Consider the following 22638-nt stretch of genomic DNA (forward strand, 5'->3'; position numbering starts at 1 on the left):
GTGTTACGGCGGTCATGGCGGAGGGGAAACGCCCGGTTACATTCCGAACCCGGAAGCTAAGCCCTCCAGCGCCGATGGTACTGCACTCGGGAGGGTGTGGGAGAGTAGGACACCGCCGGACAATCTTTAGTTGAGGCCGACCCTTCGGGGTCGGCCTCAACTGTTTTCACGCCCCGAACACGCCAAGCCACACCGTCCCCTCTGCTGCCGATTTCGGTCAGCACCAGCAGTCCCGGTTCCTGGCGTTCTGCCACCCGCCCGGGCCCGCCCGGCCCCGACGATACTGCGACCGTATCGACGAATGCAGATCACCACCATTTTCGTTGACCTTTATTGCGTCGTCATTCTGACATTCATGACTCTTCTTCCGTTGTCTCGGGAAGATGTGATGGATGGACGAACTGACCAACCGGAAACAGTCGTCGTCGGGTCCGGGCCGGCCAGCAGAAGCCGAATCGTCGACGATCCGGGTCGTCGTGGTGGGCCCACCGGGCCTGCTGCGTACCGCGCTGGCAGCGGTGTTGGCCGCCGCCCCCGGGTTCGAGCTGGCGGGGGAGAGTGATCCCGACCACCAGGTCACCGATCGGGTCGTCACCCGCCGTCCACACGTGGTCCTGGTCGACCTGGACGGGATCGACGACCCGGCCGTCCTCACCGGACGGTGGCACGCCAGGGTGCCGGAGTGCGCCGTGGTGGTGTTGACGTCCCGGCGGACCGCGCGGGTGCTGCGGCGGGCGCTCGGGGCGCGGGTGCGGGGCATCATCGCCAAGGACGTCCCGCCGCAGGAACTACTGGATCAACTGCGGCTGGTCGCCGAGGGCAACCGGATGATCGACCCGGTGACCGCGCTGGCCGCGCTCGACGCCGCGGTCAACCCGTTGAACGAGCGGGAACGGGAGGTGACCGCCGCAGCTGCACGCGGTCTGTCGACCAAGGAGATCGCCGCCCATCTGCATCTGGCCCCCGGCACCGTCCGCAATCACCTGTCGGCGGTGCTGCGCAAGACCGGTGCCCGCAATCGTTGGGAAGCTGTCCTGCGCGCCCAGGACGCAGGCTGGATCTGACCAACCGTGAGAAGGGGTGTCGGTTCAGTTACGAGTTCAATAAGATTCCCAACCGTGCGTCATGGGTTGCGCACATTTCGTCAACACCTGCTTGATCTCGGGAGTTGCTTATGGTCCGCACACTGCTCGCTCTCCAGGGCGGGCTGCTTCGTGGCGCCCTCGCTCAGGTGCTCTCGGCCGAGCACGACATCGAGATCGTCGGCGAGGTGGACAGCCCGCACCAGCTGCGCGCTGCGGTCCGGGCCGAACGCCCCGACGTGGCCGTGATCGAGTTCGACATGCTGACCGTGGCGGAACTGATCCACCTGGCGACGGCCGAGCCCGGTGCCGACCCCATGGCCGATCCCGGAGCGGGGGCCATCGGCCGGGCCGACACCGTGACGGCGGGTTGTGCTCCGGTGGCCACGGACATCGTCGGTGCTGCGTCCCTGCGGCAGCGCACTGCTTCTCCGGTCACCCGCGCAGGGTCCCTGCTGGTCCTGGTGGAGCAGCGGCGGGCGGGGCGGCTCGGGTCGGTGCTCGCCGAGTACGGGAACCGGATCGGCTTCCTCAGTCGGGACGTTCCACCCGGGCGGATCGTCGATGGGGTGCGCCAGCTCGCCGAGGGCCGGGTCGTCCTCGATCCGGATCTGGTGGTCGCCGCCCTGGAGGTCGCCGCCAGTCCGTTGACCAATCGGGAGCGGGAGGTGCTCGACGTGGTCGCCGAGGGGCATCCGGTCCAGGAGATCGCTGATCGACTGGTGCTGTCGACCGGGACGGTGCGCAACCACCTGTCGCGGATCATGGCGAAGACCGGGGCCCGGACCCGTTGGGAGGCGGTGCGTATCGCCCGCGAGTCGGGCTGGCTGTGACCCGTCCGCCCTACCCCGTTGCCCGCCCCGCCTCGTTGCGTGGCGCAACCCCCGGTGACGACCCGGCACCGGCGGCCTACGCGGCACCCCCCGCTCCGGTCGTCGACCCCGTTGCGGTCCGGGCTGTCGCCTCCGACCCGGCCCGAGCCGTCGCCACCCTCGCGCCCCGGACCGTCCCGGTGCGGGGCGTCCTGTCCGTCCCTACGGCCGGTTCCGTCCCTGGCTTCGACGCCGGGCCGGTCCCCGCCTTGTCGTCCGGTGTCGTCCAGCAGGTGGCGATCGCCGGCGGCTCGTCCTGCGTCTCGCCGTAGCCGACCAGGGCGCGGTAGGCCGCCGAGCGGGTGAGCAACCCTTCGTGGGTGTCCAGCAGCGCGGTCCGTCCGTCCAGCAGCAGGACCCGCCGGGCCCGCAGGGCCGAACTGACCCGGTGTGCGATGACCACCAGGGTGCCCGGACGGGTGGCGAAGACGCTCTCCAGTCGGGCCTCGGTCGCCGGGTCGAGGTGGCAGGTGGCCTCGTCGAGGATGATCAGCGGGGCGGGGGAGAGCCAGGCCCGCAGCAGCGCGATCTGCTGGCGTTCCCCTGCGGACAGTTTCCCCGGGCACAGCAGCGCGTCGTGGCCGCCGAGCCGGGCCAGCAGCCCGGTCAGGCCGAGCCGGGCCGCCGCCCGGTCGACCGTCTCGTCCGGCAGGCCGGGCGCCAGGTAGCCGAGGTTGTCGCGCAGCGTGCCGGTGAAGACGTACGCCTCCTGGGGGATGAGCACTCGCCGGTCGGCCAGCTCTCCCGGTGTGGCACCGGTAACCGGCAACCCTCCGACGTGGATGGTGCCGGACTGCGGATACAGCACCCCGGCGATCAGACCCGCCAGGGTCGACTTGCCGATCCCGCTGGCCCCGACGATCACCAGGTGGTCCCCGACGGGCACGTCGAGGTCGAGGTGGTCGAGCACCGGGTCGGCGTGGGGGCCGTACCGGAAGGTCACCGCACGCAGCGACAACGCCGTCGCGGCCCGCTGCGCTCCGGGGGGCGACCATCCGGGCGGGCCGGCGGCGGGCCGGCAGTCGTCAGGGGGGAGCGCAGGTGCGGAAGCGGCCGGGCCGGCGGGCCGTGGCGCGGCGGGCCGGCCGCCGGTGGTGCCGGTGGGTGTGGTGTCCGCCGGTGCGGCGGTGCGTAGCAGCCGGTCCAGGGTGACCGCGAACCGGAGGCCGCCGGCAGCCACCCCCTGCACCAGGCTGTGCAGCGCCGGCTGCACCCCGCGCGTCACGTAGACCAGCGCGCCGAGCACGGCACCCGGCCCCAGGCCCTGGCGGACCAGCCAGGGCGTGGCCAGCAGCAGCACCGGAACGGGCAGCCAGCCGCCCAGTGCCAGGCTCAGACCGCGCGTCGCCGCCATGGTGGCCAGCCGCCGCTCCACCCGGGCCTGGGCGTCGACGGACCCGCCGACCCAGCCGGTGACCTGGTCCCGTGCGCCGCTGGCGGCGACGTCACGATGGCCGGTCACCGCGGTCACCACGGCCCGCCCCAACTGCTCGTCGGCCTGCACGTACTCCCGTTGCCGGGTCACCATCACCGGCAGTGCCACGGCGAACAGGACGAGACCGGCCAGCACCGGCACCGCCACCACCAGGGCCACCGGGGCGGCCAGCGAGAACAGACCGAGCACGGCGGCGCCGAGCGCGAACAGGAAACCGCGTACCACCATCAGGAGACCGGCGTAGGTGTCCCGGACCAGCTCCACCTGATGGGTGAGGCGGGCGACCGCCGCGTTGTCGGCCCGGCCGCCGGCCGCAGCGGCGACCGCGCCGCGTACCACCCGGCGGAGCAGGTCGTCGCGGAACGGCTCGACCACGGCCCCGAGCAGCGCGTACGACCGGTGGGTGCCGGCCGCGCCGACCAGCACCGCCAGCCCCAGCAGGGCCAACCAGGCCAGCCCGACGTCCGGCCGGCCGGCCAGGAAGCCGCTGTCGACGGCGCGGGCGGTCAGCAGCCCGGACAGGGCCGCCGGGAGCACCTCCGCCGCCGACCAGCCGGCCAACCGCCACAGCTGCGCCCGGCGGGCCCGCAGCGCGGCCCGGGTCACCCCGACGACGGTGCTCACGACCGGAACACCTCCCGGTAGTCGGGGTCGGCCCACAGTGTCGGGTGCGGGCCGACCGCCCGGACCCGACCGCCCGCCACCCACGCCACCAGGTCCGCGCGGGCGGCCATGCCGAGCCGGTGACTGACCACCACCCGGGTACGCCGGTCACCGGGGCCGGTCAGCGCCCGGGTCACCTGGTACTCGGTGGCGGTGTCCAGGCTGGACGTGGCGTCGTCGAGGATGAGCAGCCGTTCGGCGCGCAACGCGCGGGCCAGCCCGAGCCGCTGCCGTTCACCGCCGGACATGGCGACCTCGGCCAGCGGGGTGCCGTACCGGTCGGGTAGCCGTTCGACGAAGTCGTGGATGGCGGCGGCCCTGGCCAGCGGCACCGGGTCCACGCCGACCCCGACGGCGGCACCCACCGTGTCGCCGACCAGCACCGGCCGTTCGAACCCGTAACCCACCGCGGCGTGCAGGGCTGCCGGGGCCAACTCCGGCAGCGGTACGCCGTCCAGGAGCACCACGCCGTCGTCGGGGTCGCGCAGCCGGCCGGCGACGGCGGCGAGCAGGGACTTGCCCGCACCCGAGGCACCCACGACGGCCAGCAGGGTGCCACCGGGCACCCGCAGGTCCACCCGGTCGAGCAGGGCCCGGCCCTCGGCGTCGCGCACGGTGACTCCGCGCAGTTCCAGGGTGCCCGGCCCGGGTGGCAGGGCCCGGGTGCCGTACGGCCGGGCGGGTTCGGCGAGCACCTCGGCGGCCCGGCGGCAGCCGGCGCGTACCCGGACGGCGGTGTTCAGGGCGGCGACCACGGTGCCGAGGCCGGCACCGAGCGCGGCGTACTGGATGGCGGCCAGCAGTTCTCCGGGTGTCAGCCGGCCGGCGGTCAGCGACAACCCACCGACGGCGACGATCGCGACCTGGAGCAGCGGGTTGAGCACGGCACCCCGGGTCGCCGCCCCGGCCAGCACCGTCCAGGTGCGTGCGCCGTGCCGGTGCAGCGCGGCGAGGGGGGTCAGCACCCGGTCGACCTCCCGTTCGCCGGTGCCGGCGGCGGCGATGGTGCGCGCCCCGGCGAGGGTCTCCACCAGCCGGCCGGCGAGGTCGCCCTGGGCCTGCTGGTAGCCGGCGACGGCGGCGGAGGCGTCGGCGACGAAGCCGCGCAGCAGCAGGGCGAGCAGCAGCAGGCCCAGCACGAAGGTGACACCGAGCCACGGGTCGATCAGGGTGAGCGCCACCAGGCTGCCCACCGGCGGCAACGCCACGGTGGCGGCCGTGACGACCGTGGGCGCGGCCTGCCCGGCGTCGGCCACCTGCCCCACCACCCGGCCGGCCAGGTCACCCACCGGGCGGCGGGCGGCGGTGCGCGGGTCGAGGGCGAACAGGTGCCCGACCAGGGTGTGCCGCAGGTGCGCCACCGACCGGGCGGTGGCCGCGCCGGTGCCGTAGTCGCGGATGACGCCGACGACGACCAGCAGGGCGACCAGGGCGGCGACGGCGGCCAGCCAACGGCCGGGGGAGGACTGCGGGGCGGCTCCGACGGCGGCGTCGACGGCCCGTCCCAGCACGGCCGGCAGGGCCAGTTCGGCTGCGGTACCGGCCACGGTGACCACGGCCAACGTCGGGGTCCACCAGCCGGCGGCGCGCACCGCCCGCAGCAGGAGCCGGTCGTCCGGTGTCATCGCGCCCCTTCCCACGCCGCGCGGCCCCGGACCGGCAGGTGCCGGTCCGGGGCCATGCGATACCGGTCGATCAGTTGCAGGTGGTGACGCTGAGCGAGCTGTCGCCGCAGAGCAGCAGGCTGGCCTGGCTGCCGCCGCCGGTACGCTCGGTGGCCGGCAGTTCCATCGCCTGGAGGTCGAGCAGAGCCATGGTCTTACCTCTTTCTGTCGTCATTGGACGTGCCTGGTGGTGAACCTCGTCGGGTCGTCGGTCGACGACCGTCGGCTCAGTTGCAGGTGGTGACGCTGAGCGAGCTGTCGCCGCAGAGCAGCAGACTCGCCCGGCTTCCGCCGCCGGTACGCTCGGCGGCCGGCAGCTCCATCCCCTGAAGGTCGAGCAGGGCCATGTCTTTCCTCCTTTCCACAGGTGTCGGGTCGGGTGGCCCCGGGGTGACCCCCGGGGAGCGGGTGGGCCGTCAGTCGGCCGGGGTGGTGTCGGTCGCGCCCAGCAGCGGCAACCGCACCGGGTCGGTGGGCCGGCTGGCCGCGACGGCGGCCAGCACGCCGGCGGTGCCGGTGGCCAGGTCCATGGAGAGCCGCAGCAACTGTTCGCCGGGGAAGGCGGTGCCGTCGGCGTACGGCAGGGCGTGCCAACCCAGCAGCCGGGCCTGGGCGTGGGCCGTCTCGTGCTCGCCCCGGCCGGCCAGGTAGGCCACGATGCCGGCGCGTCCGGCGAACAGTCCGGACTGGGCGTAGAACGGGAAGTCGGCGCAGCGGCGGATCGCCTCGGCCTGCTCGGCCAGGCCCTCGTCGGGCCGGTGACGCAGGTAGCGGTCGAGCACCAGTCCCACCCCGACGCTGCCCTCGGCGAGGTACGGCATGGTCCGCCAGCCCTCGTTGACCTCCAGGTGCCCGTCGTCGCGGCGGACGCACCGGCGCAGGTCCTGCCGTAGCGCGGTGGCGGCGTGGTCGAGGAGCCGCTCGTCGGGTTCCCGTTCGTGCCGGCCCAGCAGCATCAGCGCCACCCCCGCCCCGCCGCGCATCAGTCCCGCGTACGGGTGCCGGCCGCCGCTGACCTCGGCCACCGAGTCGACGTCGCCGAGCCGGTCGACGACCAGGTCGACGGCGTGCCGGGCGGCGGCCTCGTAGCGGTCCTCGCCGGTCAGCGCGGCGAAGTGGGTCAGGTTCAGCGCGATGCCGGGCAGGCCGCCGACGAGGTCGTTGCCGAGTTTCGGCCACGGTTCGTCGAGGCAGCGGTCGAGCAGCCGGCGGGCGTCGTCGCGGTGCCCGAGCAGGTCCAGCACGTACGCCACCCCGTGCAGCCCGTCGAAGAAGCCGAGCCGGCTGCCGGAGGCGGGTTCCCGGACCCGGTCGATCAGCCACCGGACGTGGCGGGGGTCGACGGGGGCGCCGGTGGCGTGCAACGCCCAGAGCACCCCGGCCGCGCCGTGGGCGAGGTTCAGCCCGCCGTCGTTGCCGCTGAACTGCCGGATGTCGCCGGGGAAGAGCCGGTCGTCGCGCTGGGGCGTGGCGCTGGCGGTGATCGCCCGGACCAACCGGTCGCGCAGGCCCGGCCAGTCGTCCGGGTCGATGCGCACCACGTCCGGGTCCAGCCGGGGCCGGGTGGCCGTGTCGGGTGTCGTCGGGGTGGCCGCGTCGGGTGTGCCGGTGGCCGGTGGGTCGCCGACGATCACCGCGACGGTCTCGTCGAGCACCGCCCGGTCGACCGGGAAGTGCTCGGCCACCACGTCGGCCAGGTGCGCCGCCTTCGTCGGGGCCAGCCGCAGCATCGCGGTCAGCGGCAGGAACAGGGCCAGCCGCAGGCAGGCCAGGGCATACCGGTCGACGTCGGGGCCGACCCGGTCGCGGGGCGCGGCGAACGCCTGGTTGCGCAGCGCGGGGCGGCTCGCCTCGGCGGCGGGTGCGGCGACCTCGAAGTCGATCAGGGTGACCGCCCCGTCGTCGCCGACCATGATGTTGAACATGTGCAGGTCGCCGTAGACGATGCCGTGCGCGTGGATGGCCTCGACCGCCTCGGCGACCTGCCGGTGCACGTCCAGCGCCCAGCGGGTGTAGCCGGCCCGGTCGGCGTCGGGGTGCACCAGCGGGTAGCGCTGCACCACCTCCTGGTTGAGCGGGCGGCCCTCGACGAACTCCAGGGCCAGGAACTCGTGCCCGCCGAAGCTGAACTCGTCGTGCACCCGGACCAGGTGCGGGACGTCGGCGAGTTGGCGCAGCACCTCGGCCTCCCGGCGCAGCCGGGTCACCGCGTCCGCCCCGGTGGCGTCGAGGCCGGCGTACGGGCGGGCCTCCTTCAGCACCACCCGGGTGTCGGTCCGGGTGTCCCGGGCCTCGTACAGGCCGCCGCCGTTGGAGAAGTGGACGACCTTCTCGATCCGGTAGGGCAGCTCGGTGGTGCTGGCGGCGTTGCGGGCGGCCAGGTGCGGGGCGAGGAAGTCCGGCAGGGTCACCCAGTCGGGCAGGTGGAACACCGGGTCGCGGCGGTCGGGGACCAGGGTGCCGGTGGCGTCGGCGATGGCGGGCACCACCTGACCCTCGGGTGAGAGGCAGTAGCGGGCGGCGAAACCGCCGTAGCGCAGGTAGACCGGGCCGTCGCCGTAGCGCAGGTCGCTGAGGATGTAGGGCCCCTGCTCGCCGTCGAGCAGCGCCGACAACTCCTTGGCGGTCAGCTCCAGCTCGGCGTCGTCGCGCGGGTAGACGGTGACGAACTTGCCGCTGCCGCCGCGGCGGGCGTACTTGCTGTTGCGCATCAGCAGCATCCGGGGGCCACGCAGGTGCTTGAACGGGATGCCGCGCGGCTGGCAGTAGTCCATCACCCGGGTCAGCACCCGCTCGGCGTTGTCCAACCGGGCCGAGACGTGGATCTTCCAGCCCTGGGCGGGCAGGGTGCCGCCGACCGGCGCGTGGATCAGCCAGTCGTCCTTGACCTCGGACTCCCAGCCCGCCGGCTGCGGGCGGTCCGCGGCGTAGCCGATGCCGGTGGCGGTGGCGCTCGCGCTGGACAACGAGTCGTAGAAGAGCGGGTCGACCGCGCAGTACGCGTCGTATCTGTCGTCCATCTCGGCTGCCTCCCATCCCCTGATCGGTTGATGTCAATCCTGCGATCAGTGGGCCGTCGGGCACAGTGCGATGCGTCATCGACCAGCGGTGAGATTCCGGGCGGAAACTCGTGACAATGGCGGAGTTTGAAATCGTGAATACGGCATCACCTGCGGGGCGGCGCAGGTGGACGCCCCCCAGGGCGGTCAGCGCCGTGCCGGGGCGGCTGCCCCGATCCCGGCCCCTGCGGGCGACGTGGTCGGTGCTGACCACCCGGGCACGCCGACTCCCGCGCGTCGCCGGTCGGGCGACGCGCGGAGCCGTGCGGGAGTACGCCGGCCGTGCCACGACCCGGTCGGCGTCGGTGGCCCGGCTGTGTCGCGGGCCGAGGTGTCGTCAGACGGTGTAGAGGACCTTCACGCCGCTGACGGTGGTCGCCGAGACGGCGGTGCCCCGGACGTTGGAGTTGAGGTTGCGCCAGCCGTTGTTGCTGGCGGCCTCGTGCACCAGGCCGCCGACCACGGTGTAGATGATCTTCACGCCGTTGAAGCTGATCACGGCGAGGGCGTCGGAGCTGACCCCGGAGATGCCGGTCCACAGGTTGCGCCAGCCGTTGATGCTGTTCGCCTCGTGCACCAGGCCGTTGACGACCGTGTAGATGTACTTGACGCCGTCCATACTGATCACGGCCAGGGCGTTGTTGCTGACGCCGGAGATGCCGGTCCACAGGTTGCGCCAGCCGTTGTTGCTGGCCGCCTCGTGCACCAGGCCGCCGACCACGGTGTAGATGATCTTCACGCCGTTGTGGTTGATGGCGGCCAGGGCGTTGTTGCTGACCCCGGAGATGCCGGTGTTCAGGTTCTTCCAGCCGTTGGCGCTTGACGCTTCGTGCACCCAGCCGCCGACCACGGTGTAGATGTACTTGACGCCGCCCACGTTGATCACGGCGAGGGCGTTGTTGCTGACGCCGGAGATGCCGGTCCACAGGTTGCGCCAGCCGGTGTCGCTGGACGCCTCGTACACCAGGCCGTTGTTGACCGTGTAGAGCAGCTTGTTGGTGCCCATGACCATGGCCGCGGTGGCCGAGCCGGTGATGCTGTTGACCGGCAGCATCTGCCAGCCGCTGTGGCTGCCCGACTCGTACACCTGGCGGTTGGCGGCCTGACCGCAGTTCTGGCTGGTCATGTTCCGGGCCGGCGAGGTGGGGCCGGAGACGTAGAGCGGGCCGGTGGACGGGCTGCCGTCGGAGGTGATGCCGGAGGGCACGCCGTTGAAGTACGACTCGGTCTTGACGCCGTCGCGGACCTGCTCGTAGTGCAGGTGCGGGCCGGTGGAGTTGCCGGTGCTACCCACCCGGCCGAGCTGCTGGCCGGTCGACACCCACTGCCCGGCGCCGACCATCGGCGTCTCGATCATGTGCAGGTAGAGCGTCCGCCAGCCGTCGCCGTGTTCGATGACCACGTACCAGCCGCCGCTGCTGCCCCAGCCGGCGAAGGAGACCGTGCCGCTGGCGGAGGCGAGGATCGGGCGGCCGTTGCTGGCCCCGCCGGTGAAGGTCAGGTCGATGTCGTAGTCGTCGTGACCGTAGTAGGTGGCCATCCGCCAGGTCTCGCCGCAGGGCACCGGCATCTGGAAGTTCGGTCGGGGGCCGGCGGCCTGGGCCGGGGTGGTCACGACGGCGGCGGTGCCCGCGAGCGCGAGCACGGCGACGCCGGCGGTCGCGAGCGTCAGCCGGGCGGTGGCGAGGAGTCGGGTGAGTGGACCCGTCATGCGCGGTTCCCTCCAAAGTGGAGTGTGGGGTTGAAGGATGTCGATCCTATGGTCCCGAGCCCCGTCCGGAGGGTCCGCGCCGCTCAGCCGACGGCGACCGAGACGGCGACGACCACCATGATCACGGCGATCACCCCGTCGATGACCCGCCACGCCGCCGGATGGGCGAGCACCGGACCCAGCCGGCGGGCACCGAGCCCCAACCCGACGAACCAGACCAGGCTCGCCGTCACCGCTCCGGCACCGAACGCCCACCGGTTCGGGTCCTGGTGGGCGACCGTGCCGAGCAGCACCACCGTGTCCAGGTAGACGTGCGGGTTGAGGAAGGTGAACGCGAGGCAGGCCAGCAGTGTCGCGCGCAGCGTGGCCGGCGGACGGTCCAGCGGGGTGAGGGTGGTCGGGCGCAGGGCGCGGCGGGCGGCCAGCACCGCGTACCCGAGCAGGAAGGCGACCCCGCCCCACCGGACCGCGGTCAGGACGGCGGGCGTCCCGGTGAGCAACGCCCCCAGGCCGGCGATGCCGGCGGCCATCAGCGTGGCGTCGCCGGCCACGCAGACCGCCACCACCGGGAGTACGTGCTCCCGACGTAGCCCCTGGCGCAGCACGAAGGCGTTCTGCGCCCCGATGGCGACGATCAACGCGAGGGAGAAGCCGAAACCGGCGAGCACGGAACCCATGGCGGCCAGGCTAGGGTGGGCCACTCCCACACTCCAGCTAAAGATTCTTCAGTAGCATTAGAATTGCTTATGTCACTCGACCCGGTCCAGCTGGCGACCTTCCGGGCGGTCGTCACCCACGGCAGCTTCGACGCCGCCGCGCAGGCGCTGCGCGTCACCCCCTCAGCAGTCAGCCAGCGCATCAAGGCCCTCGAACGCGCCGTCGGGCAGGTCCTCGTGCGCCGCGCCCGGCCGTGTGTGCCGACGGCGGCCGGAGCGCCCCTGATCCGCCTCGGCGGGCAGGTGGCGCTGCTCGAACAGGAAGCCCTCGACGCCGCGCGCGGCGCCCTGCGCGACCACACCCGGGTCACCGTCGTGGTCAACGCCGACTCCCTCGCCAGCTGGTTCCTACCGGCCCTGACCGCCGTCCCCGACATGCTGGTCGACCTGCGCACCGACGACGAGGCGCACACCGCGCAACTGCTGCGCGACGGCACCGTGATGGCGGCCGTCACCACCGAACGCACGGCCGTGCAGGGCTGCCGGGTCCTGCGCCTCGGCGCGCTGCGCTACCTCGCCGTCGCCACACCCGCCGCCCACTCGGCACACTTCGCCGACCGGGAGCCCGCCACCGCGTTCCCGACCGCGCCGATGATCCGCTTCGACCGCAAGGACACCCTGCAACACCGCTTCGCCCGTACGCTCACCCGCCGCGACGTCGACCCGCCGACACACTTCGTGCCGGGGACGGCCGCCTTCACCGAGGCGATCCGGCTCGGCCTCGGCTGGGGACTGCTCCCCGAGGCCGTCGCCCGACCCGACCTCGCCGCCGGTCGCCTCGTCGACCTGGCCGCCGGCCGGCACCTCGACGTGCCGCTCTACTGGCAGTGCTGGCGGCTGGAATCCACGGCGCTGACAGCGCTGACGGCGGCGGTGCGGGCCGCCGCCGGCACCGCGCTGTACTGACCGGACCCGAGGAGGGGCGGGCGCGTCGTGGTACCGGTCGGGACCGGTGGGCGGGCCGGCCTGGCGACGAACACGGCGTGACCGCCGCCCAGCCGCTGGCACAGCATCGGGTGTACCCGGGGCCGGTCACTCCCGGCGGCGACGGTGCACCACCCGCCGTCCCCGGCGGAACGCCCGTTCAGCCGGGCACCGACCCGGCGACGAAAGTCCTGCGGTACGCCTGCGGTGACACTCCACTGAGCCGCTTGAACTGGACCCGGAAGTGCGCCGGTGAGGCGAAACCGACGAGGTGGGCGATCCGGTCGACGCCATGGTCGGTGCGTTCCAGCAACTCCTGCGCCCGGCGGATACGCACGGCCGCGACCCACTGCATCGGGGTGAGGCCGGTCTCCTCGTGGAAACGGCGGTTGAGCGTCCGCACGCTGAGCCCGGCCCGGGCGGCCACGTCGGCCAGGGTCAGCCGCTCGTCCGCGTGCGACTCCAACCACTCCAGGACCGGGCCGAGACCCACCCCGGCGGGGTCCGCGCCGGGGCGCACGATGAACTGCGCCTGCCCGCCGTCGCGGTGCAGCGGGGCCACGGCCTGCCGGGACGCGTCGGCGGCGACCGCCGCCCCGTGGTCACGGCGGACCAGGTGCAGGCACATGTCCACGCCTGCGGTCGCCCCGGCGGAGGTGACGAACTGGCCGGTGTCGACGTACAGCACCGCCGGGTCCACCCGGACGGCCGGGAACATCGCCTGGAACCGCTCGGCGGCGGCCCAGTGCGTGGTGGCCCGTCGACCGTCGAGCAACCCGGCGGCGGCGAGGGTGAACGCGCCCACGCAGATCGAGGCGATCCGTACGCCGGCGGCGGCGGCCGCCCGCAGCGCGTCCAGCACCGCACCGGGCACCGGCGCGGCCGGGTCGTACCGGCCCGGCACGATGACGGTGTCGGCGTCGGCGAGCGCGTCGAGGCCGTGGTCGACGGCCAGCCGCAGCGGGCCGGCGTCGACGACCGGTCCGCTGCCGCAGACCAGCACCCGGTAGCCGGCCCGGCCGCCCGGCAACCGCACCCGGCCCAGCACCTCGATCGGGGTGGCCAGGTCGAACGCGATGGTGCCCGGGAGCGCCAGGACCAGCACGGTGTGCACAGCGGCACCTCCTTCGGATCGGCGGCGGGCACCCCGCAACGGGCGGGGTGGCAAGAAGCCGTCGGGCAATGGCAATCCTGCCACTGGCCGGCGGCTGCGGCGAGGCCGAGGATCGTGGACATGCCGATCCAGATCGTGTTGTTCGACGGGTTCGACCCGCTCGATGTCATCGCGCCCTTCGAGGTCCTGGCCGCCGGCGTCGACGCCGCCGGGAGTGCCCTGACGGTGGAACTCGTCTCGGTCGAGGGCCCCCGGGAGGTGGTCGGTGGCACCCGCGGCCTGACGCTACGAGCGACCGCCCGGCTGGACCCGGCCCGGCCCGGCTACGTCGTGGTGCCCGGTGCCAGCGGCCCCACCACCGGCGACCCCGACGAGGGCGTGGCGACGATTCCCGTGCTGCTGTCCCGGTTCGCCGACTCGGCGGCCGTACCGCTGCGCGCCGCCCTCGACAACCCCGACGTGACGGTGGCGGCCGTCTGCGGCGGGTCGCTCGCCCTGGCCATGGCCGGCCTGATCGAGGGCCGCCACGCGGTGACCCACCACCTCGGCATGGACGCGCTCGACGCCACCGGCGTGCACACGGTGCCGGCGCGGGTCGTCGACGACGGCGACCTCGTCACCGCGGGCGGCGTCACCTCCGGCCTGGACCTCGGCCTGCACATCCTGGAACGGGAGTTCGGCCCCCGGGTCGCGCATGCCGTGGAGACCCTCTTCGAGTACGAGCGACGCGGCACCGTGTGGCGTGCCGCCGGCCACCTCCCCGTCACGGTCTGAGGAGAAACGGTGGCACATCCCGTCATCGGCACCTGGGACGTCAGCCTGAAGACCCCCATCGGCACGCTCCGCGCCACCTACGTCTTCCACGACACCGGCGGGGTGCCCGCCGGCACCGCGTCGACGGCGGCGGAGACCGTGGCGCTGGCGGCGGTGACCTGCGCCGGCCCCCGGGTGACCTGGCGACAGTCGGTGACCCGGCCGATGCGCCTGCACCTCGACTTCGACGTGGTGGTGGACGGCGACACGCTGGCCGGTCACTCCCGCGCCGGCCGACTGCCCCGCACCGTGGTCACCGGCACCCGCCGCCCACCCGCTCCGACTACCCGACCCGCCGGGTAGTCGGACCTGGAACGCCGGAGACTTGTCCTTGCTACGGACGGCCTGGGCTTTTGGTCCGCAGAGGACGCAGTACGCGGTGACATCGTCTCCCTGCAGGAGATCCGCCAAAGGACTGCCGACGGTGAGGCCGGGTAGGCCACCAGGGGTGTGGCTGGTGGCACGCGTACGGGGACCCCGTACCCGAATGGTTCGACCTCTACGGCGGCCTGGAGTCCGCCGCGTGCCGACTCCGCGAGCACGCCGGGGCGCTCGTCCCCGCCCTGTTGCAGACCCGGGCGTACGCTGCCGCGACCTGCCCGCACCGGCCCGGCGCGACCGGCGAGGAGCGGGAACGGCCGGTCGAGGCGCGACTGCGACGGCAGGACCTGCTCCGGCGTCGGCTACCCCGACCACCACGGTACGAGGTGCTGCTCGCCGAGGCGGTGCTGTTGCGGGAGGTGGGCGGCGCGGCGGCCATGGCCGGACAGCTCCGGCACCTGGCGGAGGTGAGCCGGTTGCCGCAGGTGTCGATCCGGGTGCTGCCGCTCGCCGCCGGGGCGCACGACGGGGCGCTCACGGGCTCGTTCGTGCTGCTGGACTTCCCGCTCGGCCTGCGCGCCGACCCCGACCCGCCGGTGGTCTACCAGGAGTCGTTGACCGGGGCGCTCTACCTCGACCGGCCGGCGGAGTTGGCCGCGTACGAGAGGGTCTGGGCCGACCTCGTCGGGGCGGCCCTGGACGAGGAGGAGTCACGCCGGCTGATTGTCAAGATCGGCGAGGAACTGCACCCCGGCTGACCGGTCCCGATGACCGTGGCGCCTTGACGAGGATCGTGCCGGTGAGCCACACCGCATTCGTGTCGTCGGCCGGTGCGGACGGAGAACCCGGCCCGTCGGGTGCGTGAGGAAGGATGGGGGTATGCAGAGCTTCCTGACCCCGGAGCAGATCGCCCAGCGAACCCGGCGCGCGGTAGACGCGGCCGTCCACGCCGGACGCGCGCAGGGGCTCGACGTGACCGACGCCCGCGTGCTCTACGAAGCCTTCTCCGTGGTCGTGCACCTCGCGCCGTCGCCGGTCGTGGCCCGGGTGCCCACGGTCCTGCCCGCCTATGCGGACCTCGACAGTGTGGCCGGTCGCCAGCGGGCGGAACTGGACGTGACGGGATGGCTGACGGAGCGGGGCGTGCCGGTCATTCCGCCCAGCCCTCTCGTGCCCCGCGAACCCGTCCGACACGACGGCTTCTCGATGACGTTCTGGCAGCTGATCGAGCTGGCCCCGGCGGCGGAACCCGACTACGTGGCGAACTGTGGCCTCATCCCCGAACTGCACGCCGCCCTGCGCGACTACCCGGGTGAGTTGTCCTTCCTGTCCGCCGCCGAACCCCAGTTCGTCGAGGATGGCCTCGTCGCGCTCGACGGCCAGCCCGAGCTGATCGCCCCGGCCGACCTGGACCGCGCCCGCCGCGAATGGCAGGTGCTGGCACCACTCGTACGCTCCCGCGAACTATTCGAGAAGACCTTTCCCGGGGTCGACCTCCAACCCGTCCACGGCGACTCCCCGGTCGTGAACATGGTCGCCGGGGTGGACGGGTACCGCTACGCCGACTTCGAGATGGTGACGCTGGGACCCGTCGAGTGGGACGTCGTCGGCGTCGGTCCGGACGGTGAGGCCGCCTACCGGAGTGCGGCGCAGCACCGGGACATGCGGCAACTCGACGAGGGCGTGCTGCGCTTCGTTACGGCGGTGGGGATGCTGCGGGGCGTCGCCTGTCTCGCCCTGGCCCCCCAGTTGCCGATGCTGGCGGACGCCCTCGGCGGCATGCTCGACCAGTGGCGGTCGACGCCGTTCGCCGGAGGGCTCCGCTGAGCGGCCAGGCTCAGCTGCTTCCGGTGGCGTCGAGGCTGTCCCGCAGGGCGGCGGCACGGGCATCGTCGAACCTGTCGAGTAGGGTCCGTGCCTCCCGGCGCGGCGGCTCCGCCTCCCCGGAGCGACCCGCCCCGACCAGTGCTGCGGCCAGATTCGCCAGGGAGACCGCCAGGTGCCAGGCGTCACCGATTCCCCGGTGGGTGGCCGTCGCCCGCAGGTGGAACGCGACGGCCTCCGCTGCCCGGCCCAACTCCCGGTACGCCTCGCCCGCGCCGTCGAGTGCCATCGCCTCCCGGCTGCGGTCGCCCAACCGCCGCTGGATCGTGGCTGAGCGATGCGCCGCCTCCAGCGCCTCGGCCGGTCGCCCCGACGCGCGCAGCACCCGGGCCTGCTCGACCAGCCAGTGCGCCAGCCACACCGGGCTCCCGGCGTCCTCGGCGATGGCGAGCGCCCGCCCGATGGCCGCTTCGGCCTCCCCGATCCGCCCGAGGTCCCGCAACGCCATGCTGAGGAAGAACAGCGAGTTGCCCTCCTGCCCCCGATCGGCGATCTCCCGCTGCACGGGGAGCGCCTGCTCCAGCAACTCGACGGCCTGCGTCGGCTCGCCGAGTTCGTAGCGGGTCTCGGCCAGGTTGCTGAGCAGCAGGGCCTGCCACCGGCGGTTTCCGAGGCGCTCGAAGCGGGTGAGCGCGTCCGTGAAGTGGTCGAGCGCGTCGGTGAGCCGGCGGTGCCGCAGCCCCAGCAGGCCGAGCGCGTTCACCGACACCGCCGTACCGTGCTCGTCGCCGATGTCGCGCCGGATCGCCAACGCGGCCCGGTGGTGCTCGGCCGCCTCGTCGAGCTGACGGGCCTGAAAGTGGGCCTTGCCGAGACTCTCCAACGCCTCCGCCTCGCCCCGTCGGTCGCCGAGCGAGCGGGCCGCCGCCAACCCGATCCGGGCGGTGGTGAACCACCCTTCGAAGGCGTTGCGGTGCATGAAGACGCTACGGAGGATCGCGGCGAACTGCCAGGCCACGCGCGGCATGCCGGCGTCGGCGGCGGCCCGGGTGGCGACGACCAGGTTGTCGCGTTCACCATCAAACCAGGCGTCCGCCTCGGCGGCACTGGTGAAGGCCAGCGGCACGACGTCGGCCGGTGGTTCCAGCGGCACGGTGCGGTTGAACGGCAACGTCCGCGCCAGTGCGGCGTCCGCCGAGTGCAGATACCACTCCAGTACGCGACGCAGCGCCTCCCGCCGGTCCTGCTCATCCTCGAACTGCCGTACCTGGTCGACCGCATAAGCGCGCAACAGGTCGTGCAGGTGGAAACGCCCGGACGCGTGCTGCTCCACCAGATGGGCGGTGACCAACGCATCCAATGGCTGCCGTACCTGGGCGACCGGCACTCCGGCCAGCGCGGCGACCGCCGGCACGCTGAAATCCGGCCCCGGATGCAACCCGATCAGTCGGAACACGCGGGCCGCCATGGTGCCCAGGCCCCGGTAGGACCAGGCGAAGACGGTCCGCACCGCGTCGGCCTCCTCGTCGTCCTCGGCGGTGAGCGCGTCCCACAGTGCCGACTCGTCGCGCAGGTCCTGGATGAGCTCCCTGAGCGGCATGAACGGGCGGCCCGCGGCCCGTTCCGCGGCGATCCGCAAGGCGAGCGGCAGGCGGGCGCAGAGCCGCGCCAACTCGATCAGCTCGTCGGGGTCGTCACCGGCCCGATGGTCGGCGGTGACACTGCGCAGCAGGGCGACGGCGTCGTCCTCGGTCAGCATGGGCAGGGTGAGCCGCCGCCCGCCGTCGCGGGTGACGAGACCGGAGAGCATGCTCCTGCTGGTGACGATCGTCAGGCAGGTGTCCGAGCCGGGCAGGAGCGGACGCACCTGTCGGGCGGTGGCGGCGTTGTCGAGGACCAGGAGCACCCGCCGGTCGGCCAACCGGGAGCGGTAGAGCGCCTCGCGGTCTTCCCGGTCGGCGGGAATGGCGGCAGCCGGCACGCCGAGCGCCCGCAGGAACCGGTCGAGCACCGCCTCCGGCCGGATCGGCTCGCCCGGATCGTATCCGCGCAGGTTGGCGTAGAGCTGCCCGTCCGGGAAGCGGTGCCGGGCGCGGTGCGCCCAGCGCAGGGCGAGGGAGGTCTTGCCCACCCCGGCGGTTCCCGTGATCACCGAAAGGGTCAGCCGGGCGTCGTCGTCGCCGGTCAGCCGATCGAGGGCACTCAGCTCCGCGACCCGGTTGACGAAACCGCGCACGTCGCCGGGGAGTTGCCGGGGTGGCGGCTGACGGTCGAGCGGGTCACCGTGGAAGTGCACTCCGCCGTAGACGTCGCGCGCCTGGACCAGATCGGCGGGGCCACTCGGGTCCGACCGGTTGACGTGGCGGGGCGTCGGCTCCTGCTCGTCCCGCTCGCTCACGTCAGTCGATCCGCGGTGGCTCCAGGGGCGCCACGGCGCGAGCGAAGAACGCATCGAGTGGTTCGCCGTCGCGGTAGAGCGACTCGATGAACGTCTGGCAACGCGCCACCAGCTCCGGGTCGCGCCAGCGTCGGGCCGCCGCGAGCACCCCGTCGGCGTCGTACACCGCCTCGTACATGACTTCGGTGCCCAGGGTGTAGATCTCCGGTAGCACGCCGGTCGACTCGGCGCTGGCGACCCGGGCCGAGTCGACCACCCGGGTCAGGCCGCCGTACTCGTGGCGCAGCCGCAGCACGTGCAACTCCCACTGGAGGTACGGGGTGAGCGGCTCGTCGACGACCCGTACCCGCCGAGTGGCGAAGCCGTTCTCGGCGACCCGACGGTAGTAGTCGGCGAACTCGGGGCGACGACCCTCCAGAATGCGTAGTGAGTCGGCCCAACGACCTTCGGTGAAGGCCCGCCAGCCCTCGTCGCCGGGCTCCTTGAACGTCTGCTGCCGTTCCAGTTTCCAGAACCCCGGTGCCGCCGTCTTCCAGAACCGTTCCTCGAAGTCTGACCAGTAGTCCGCCAGGTCGAGCTGCTCGCCGGGATCGCCGCCGAGAAGGTCATGCATCGGGAATATCCACCTTCGCGGCGATAGCGGTGGAACGGGGAACGATGATCAGGCGCTCGCCCGGGTCGATCGACACCCCGTCGGGCAGCCGGCCGCGATACTCCTCGGTGGCGTCGTGTCCGATCATCGCGACGTCCCCGTTGCTCAGCTCCCAGATGTCCGGGCAGCTTCCGTCGCCTGAGGTGTTACCCAACTCGTGCGACGACTTTCCCCACCGCCGAGTGAGCTCGGCAGAGGTGTCTGCCTGCCAACGGTTCCCACTCATCTGGCCCTCCAGGTGGGATCGTGGATGAAATGTCGACCGTATTATCGAACTGGCTGATTTCGTTGCTGCGCCAGCTGTCGTGTTTCCGACGCAAGACGCATTCGAGGAGAACCGAATGACGGATCCGATCATGCTCGCCGCCGCCACGACCCTCGTCACCTGGGGCACCACGCAACTGGCGCAGGGGGGCCGGGAAGCGGTGGGCTCCCTGGTCACATTCCTGCGCGAACGCTTCCGGCGCGAGCCGGCGGCGCGAGCAGCGATAGAGGGTGCGTTCCACGAGCCCTCACCGGCGGCTACCCAACTGCTGGCTGCGGTTTTGGCTGAGGAGGTGAGCCGCGACCGGGCTTCGCCGCCGAGTTCCGCAACCGGTGGGCGAAGGTGGAGGCCGTCCTCGTCGCGAGTACGGGCGGGGTGGTGAACTCGGTCTCCGGTGATGTCAGCGGCCCGGTCGTCCAGGCACGCGACATCCACGGCGGCATCTCCTTCGGCGGTTTACGGCACGCGGGATCGCGGTAATGCGCGTTTGCCCCGTCGGTCCTTGATCTGGTTGTCTTGCCGGCTCAGGGACGGGTCCGAAAGGGACGGGGTCAGCATGGTCACGGCGCAGGAAACCACACTGCAACGTCTGCTGGAGGGGGCGAAGCAATATCAGGTGCCGCTCTACCAGCGGACCTATTCGTGGACCGAGCTTCAATTCGCCCGGATCTGGGATGACGTCTGCCAGCTCGCCAGGGACCGGGCCGACCACCCGGGGGCCACCCACTTCATCGGCTCGCTCGTGCTCGCGCCCAGCCCGGCCATCGGTCCGGTCGGCGTCGCCGAATACCTGGTCGTGGACGGCCAGCAGCGGCTCACCACGCTGACCATCCTGCTCTGCGCCATCCGCGACCACCGCGCCGAGCACGAAGACCCGAAACACCGGCTCCGACTCGACCAGCAGTACCTGACCAACCCGTTCGAGGAGCAGCGCTGGTTGAAGCTGGTCCCCACCCAGGCCGACCGGAACGCGTACACGGCCTGTGTGAAGTCGACGCCGCACGTCGGCGGGGACGACGCGGTGGGCCGGGCCTACCGGTTCTTCGCCAAAGCGCTGGATGACCTCGGCGGTGCCGAGGAACCGATCGCCATCGAGCAGATCGAGAGTGCCGTGATCACCGGACTGGCGTTGGTGGCGATCACCGCCAAGCCCGGTGACAACGTCTACCGGATCTTCGAGTCGCTGAACAACACCGGGCTGACCCTCACCCAGGCCGACCTGCTGCGCAACTACATCTTCATGCGGCTGCCCCACCGGGGACCGGTCGTCTACGAGTCGCTCTGGCTGCCGCTGCAGCAGCGGTTCACCCCGACGGAGCTGGTCCTGCTCTTCTGGCTCGACCTGGTCCACGCCAACCCGAAGGTCAAGCAGACCGACACGTACTCGTCCCAGCAGGAACGCCTCGAAAAGCTGCGCACCGAAGCGGACGTCGAAGCCGAGGTGCAGCGGTTCAGCCGCCTCGGCGCGTTGCTGCGGTTGATCCTGCACCCCACCGAGGAACAGGACCCGGGCGTACGGCAGCGGCTGGAGCGGCTCAGCGCGTGGGGCACCACCACCGTCTACCCGCTGGCACTGCACCTGCTCGACCGTCGGGAGGGCGGCACGGCGACCTCCGAACAGGTCGCCTCGGCCCTGCTGTACGTGGAGAGCTTCTTCGTCCGCCGCCTGATCATCGGGCGCAGCACCATGAACATCAACCGGATCCTGCTCTCGATCGTCACCGAGATGAGCAAGAGTCTGCCGGTAGACGAGGCGGTCCGGGCGTACCTGTCGACCGGGCGTAAGCACTTTGCCACCGACGCCGCCGTACGTTCCGCAGTTCGGTCCATTCCGTTCTACCTGCACGGCCGGGCACCCCAACGCAGCCTCGTGCTGCGTTGGCTGGAGGAGTCCTATGGCAGCAAGGAACCGGTCTCGTTGGAGAAGGCGACCATCGAGCATGTGCTGCCGCAGACGCTCACCGACGAGTGGCGGCAGATGCTCGCCGCCGACCTCGGGACGGACGAGAACCTCGACGAGATGTACGAGGCGCTGGTGCACACGCTGGGGAACCTGACCCTCACCGGCTACAACCAGGAGTTGGGCAACAAGCCTTTCGCGGAGAAGCGCGACAAGCTGAAGAGAAGCGGCATCAGGCTGAGTCAGGAGATCGTGGCGCAGCCCCGGTGGGGGCGCCCGGAGATCCACGCCCGCGCCGAGGCACTCGCCGAGCGGGTGATCAACTCCTGGCCGGGGCCGACCGCGCAGGCAGGCAACCAGTCCGAGGTGCCCTGGGACCTGATGATCAAGGCATTGTCCGAGCTGCCCGCTGGCTCCTGGACGACGTACGGCGACTTGGCCGCCCTGGTCGGCACCGCGCCGATGCCGGTCGGGACGCGGCTGGCCAACCACCCGGCCCCGAACGCGCACCGGGTGTTGCAGGTCGAAGGGACGATCGCGCCCGGTTTCCGGTGGCTCGAACCGGACCGCACCGACGACCCGCGCGAGGTGCTCCGTGCCGAAGGCGTCACGTTCGACCGCAACGGCCGCGCCGACCAGGGGCAGCGCATCGGAACCGAGGAGTTGGCACAGCTCGCCGGCATCACGTCGGAGGAATTGCCCGAACGGGCCTTCCGGCACCGGCCGGGTCGGAACGGCACCTACGCCGAACGGTTCCTTGAACAGGTCACCGCTCGGCAGACTCCGGCAGTGTCCACCGCCACGGTCGTCCTGCTCGAGGCATGGACCGCGATGGGCGGCACCCTGTCCTACGGCACCGGCGCGGAGACGTCCTGTTTCCTGATGGCCCGGCGCAGGGAACACGAGCTGGGCAGCATCTGGCCGGTGGTCATCTACCCGGGTGGAAAGTTCGAGGTGGTGTTCCAGCACCTCAGCGTCCGCACGCCGTTCAACGACATCGTCCTGCGGGAGGAGCTTCGGCAGCGGCTCAACCAGTTGCCGGGGGTGAACATCGCCGCCGCCAGGCTCGCCCTGCGCCCGGGCTTTCCCTTGGAGGTCCTCGCCGACGTCGAAGCCCGTGAGGCGTTGCTCGACCATCTCCGCTGGTTTCTTGACCAGGCACAACCATCCACCTCGGAAGATCCGGTCGTCGACTGACCGCCGCCTCGAATCGTCACCGTTGGAG

At 72.3% G+C, this 22638-nt stretch carries 19 protein-coding genes and 1 rRNA gene; 9 read left to right on the top strand and 11 right to left on the bottom strand.

Going from position 1 to position 22638, the window contains the following annotated elements; translation table 11 throughout:
• Positions 1-4: 4 nt before the first annotated feature.
• The 3 genes from rrf to JQN83_RS31355 all read left to right on the top strand — a co-directional run bounded on the left by rrf (position 5) and on the right by JQN83_RS31355 (position 1915).
• Positions 5-121: ribosomal RNA gene (rrf, locus tag JQN83_RS31345) — 5S ribosomal RNA — on the top strand.
• A gap of 271 nt (positions 122-392) precedes the next feature.
• On the top strand, positions 393-1064 hold the full coding sequence (locus tag JQN83_RS31350) for a helix-turn-helix transcriptional regulator (RefSeq protein WP_208570766.1): 672 nt from the start codon (positions 393-395) through the stop codon (positions 1062-1064).
• 110 nt (positions 1065-1174) lie between these two features.
• Complete coding sequence (locus tag JQN83_RS31355; RefSeq protein ID WP_244253603.1) at positions 1175-1915, top strand: response regulator transcription factor; 741 nt, start codon at positions 1175-1177, stop codon at positions 1913-1915.
• A gap of 76 nt (positions 1916-1991) precedes the next feature.
• Here the strand turns inward: JQN83_RS31355 and JQN83_RS31360 are convergent, their stop codons facing one another.
• From JQN83_RS31360 to JQN83_RS31390, 7 genes are all read right to left on the bottom strand, one after another.
• Positions 1992-4013, bottom strand: coding sequence for an ATP-binding cassette domain-containing protein (locus tag JQN83_RS31360; protein WP_208570767.1), 2022 nt, complete (start codon positions 4011-4013; stop codon positions 1992-1994).
• Positions 4010-5677 carry an ABC transporter ATP-binding protein gene (locus JQN83_RS31365; RefSeq protein WP_208570768.1) on the bottom strand — a complete coding sequence of 556 codons (1668 nt, stop codon included), beginning with the start codon at positions 5675-5677 and terminating at the stop codon, positions 4010-4012. Before JQN83_RS31365 ends, JQN83_RS31360 begins: the two co-directional genes overlap by 4 nt.
• Positions 5678-5747: 70 nt before the next feature.
• Positions 5748-5867 (bottom strand): SapB/AmfS family lanthipeptide, encoded by a 120-nt coding sequence (locus JQN83_RS31370; RefSeq protein ID WP_067312693.1) that lies wholly within the window; start codon positions 5865-5867, stop codon positions 5748-5750.
• Positions 5868-5943: 76 nt separating this feature from the next.
• Positions 5944-6063, bottom strand: a complete 120-nt coding sequence (locus JQN83_RS31375) for a SapB/AmfS family lanthipeptide (RefSeq protein WP_088647629.1) — start codon at positions 6061-6063, stop codon at positions 5944-5946.
• 69 nt (positions 6064-6132) lie between these two features.
• Positions 6133-8736 carry a class III lanthionine synthetase LanKC gene (gene lanKC / locus JQN83_RS31380; protein WP_208570769.1) on the bottom strand — a complete coding sequence of 868 codons (2604 nt, stop codon included), beginning with the start codon at positions 8734-8736 and terminating at the stop codon, positions 6133-6135.
• A 376-nt stretch (positions 8737-9112) separates the two neighbouring features.
• On the bottom strand, positions 9113-10486 hold the full coding sequence (locus JQN83_RS31385) for a M23 family metallopeptidase (protein WP_208570770.1): 1374 nt from the start codon (positions 10484-10486) through the stop codon (positions 9113-9115).
• A gap of 83 nt (positions 10487-10569) precedes the next feature.
• On the bottom strand, positions 10570-11163 hold the full coding sequence (locus JQN83_RS31390) for a LysE/ArgO family amino acid transporter (RefSeq protein WP_208570771.1): 594 nt from the start codon (positions 11161-11163) through the stop codon (positions 10570-10572).
• A gap of 69 nt (positions 11164-11232) precedes the next feature.
• On the opposite strand from JQN83_RS31390, the gene JQN83_RS31395 reads away from it, so the two are divergent.
• Positions 11233-12108: a LysR family transcriptional regulator ArgP gene (locus JQN83_RS31395; RefSeq protein ID WP_208570772.1), complete on the top strand. Its 876-nt coding sequence runs from the start codon at positions 11233-11235 to the stop codon at positions 12106-12108.
• 178 nt (positions 12109-12286) lie between these two features.
• On the opposite strand, the gene JQN83_RS31400 is transcribed toward JQN83_RS31395, so the two are convergent.
• The gene (locus JQN83_RS31400; protein ID WP_208570773.1) at positions 12287-13240 is read right to left on the bottom strand and encodes a GlxA family transcriptional regulator; all 954 of its coding nucleotides are present in this window, start codon (positions 13238-13240) and stop codon (positions 12287-12289) included.
• Positions 13241-13360: 120 nt separating this feature from the next.
• Between JQN83_RS31400 and JQN83_RS31405 the strand changes: the two genes are divergently transcribed.
• The 4 genes from JQN83_RS31405 (at position 13361) to JQN83_RS31420 (ending at position 16201) form a co-directional block, all read left to right on the top strand.
• The gene (locus JQN83_RS31405; RefSeq protein WP_208570774.1) at positions 13361-14014 is read left to right on the top strand and encodes a DJ-1/PfpI family protein; all 654 of its coding nucleotides are present in this window, start codon (positions 13361-13363) and stop codon (positions 14012-14014) included.
• Between the two features lie 9 nt (positions 14015-14023).
• Complete coding sequence (locus JQN83_RS31410; RefSeq protein ID WP_208570775.1) at positions 14024-14356, top strand: hypothetical protein; 333 nt, start codon at positions 14024-14026, stop codon at positions 14354-14356.
• A gap of 206 nt (positions 14357-14562) precedes the next feature.
• Complete coding sequence (locus JQN83_RS31415) at positions 14563-15132, top strand: DUF5753 domain-containing protein (RefSeq protein WP_244253607.1); 570 nt, start codon at positions 14563-14565, stop codon at positions 15130-15132.
• A 121-nt stretch (positions 15133-15253) separates the two neighbouring features.
• Entirely contained in the window at positions 15254-16201 is a 948-nt protein-coding gene (locus JQN83_RS31420) for a phosphotransferase (RefSeq protein WP_208570777.1), read from the top strand.
• A gap of 10 nt (positions 16202-16211) precedes the next feature.
• Here JQN83_RS31420 and JQN83_RS31425 read toward each other — a convergent pair whose 3' ends face one another.
• Genes JQN83_RS31425 through JQN83_RS31435 form a run of 3 tightly spaced genes read right to left on the bottom strand, consistent with a single transcriptional unit; the run spans position 16212 to position 19474 of the window.
• Positions 16212-18596 (bottom strand): ATP-binding protein, encoded by a 2385-nt coding sequence (locus JQN83_RS31425; RefSeq protein WP_208570778.1) that lies wholly within the window; start codon positions 18594-18596, stop codon positions 16212-16214.
• 1 nt (position 18597) lies between these two features.
• The gene (locus JQN83_RS31430; RefSeq protein ID WP_208570779.1) at positions 18598-19209 is read right to left on the bottom strand and encodes a DUF6879 family protein; all 612 of its coding nucleotides are present in this window, start codon (positions 19207-19209) and stop codon (positions 18598-18600) included.
• Complete coding sequence (locus JQN83_RS31435) at positions 19202-19474, bottom strand: hypothetical protein (RefSeq protein WP_208570780.1); 273 nt, start codon at positions 19472-19474, stop codon at positions 19202-19204. The genes JQN83_RS31430 and JQN83_RS31435 overlap by 8 nt, the downstream gene beginning before the upstream one ends.
• A 595-nt stretch (positions 19475-20069) precedes the next feature.
• Between JQN83_RS31435 and JQN83_RS31440 the strand changes: the two genes are divergently transcribed.
• Positions 20070-22610, top strand: a complete 2541-nt coding sequence (locus JQN83_RS31440; RefSeq protein WP_208570781.1) for a GmrSD restriction endonuclease domain-containing protein — start codon at positions 20070-20072, stop codon at positions 22608-22610.
• Positions 22611-22638 lie beyond the last annotated feature (28 nt).

Source organism: Micromonospora antibiotica (assembly GCF_017599305.1).
Lineage (GTDB): Bacteria > Actinomycetota > Actinomycetes > Mycobacteriales > Micromonosporaceae > Micromonospora > Micromonospora antibiotica.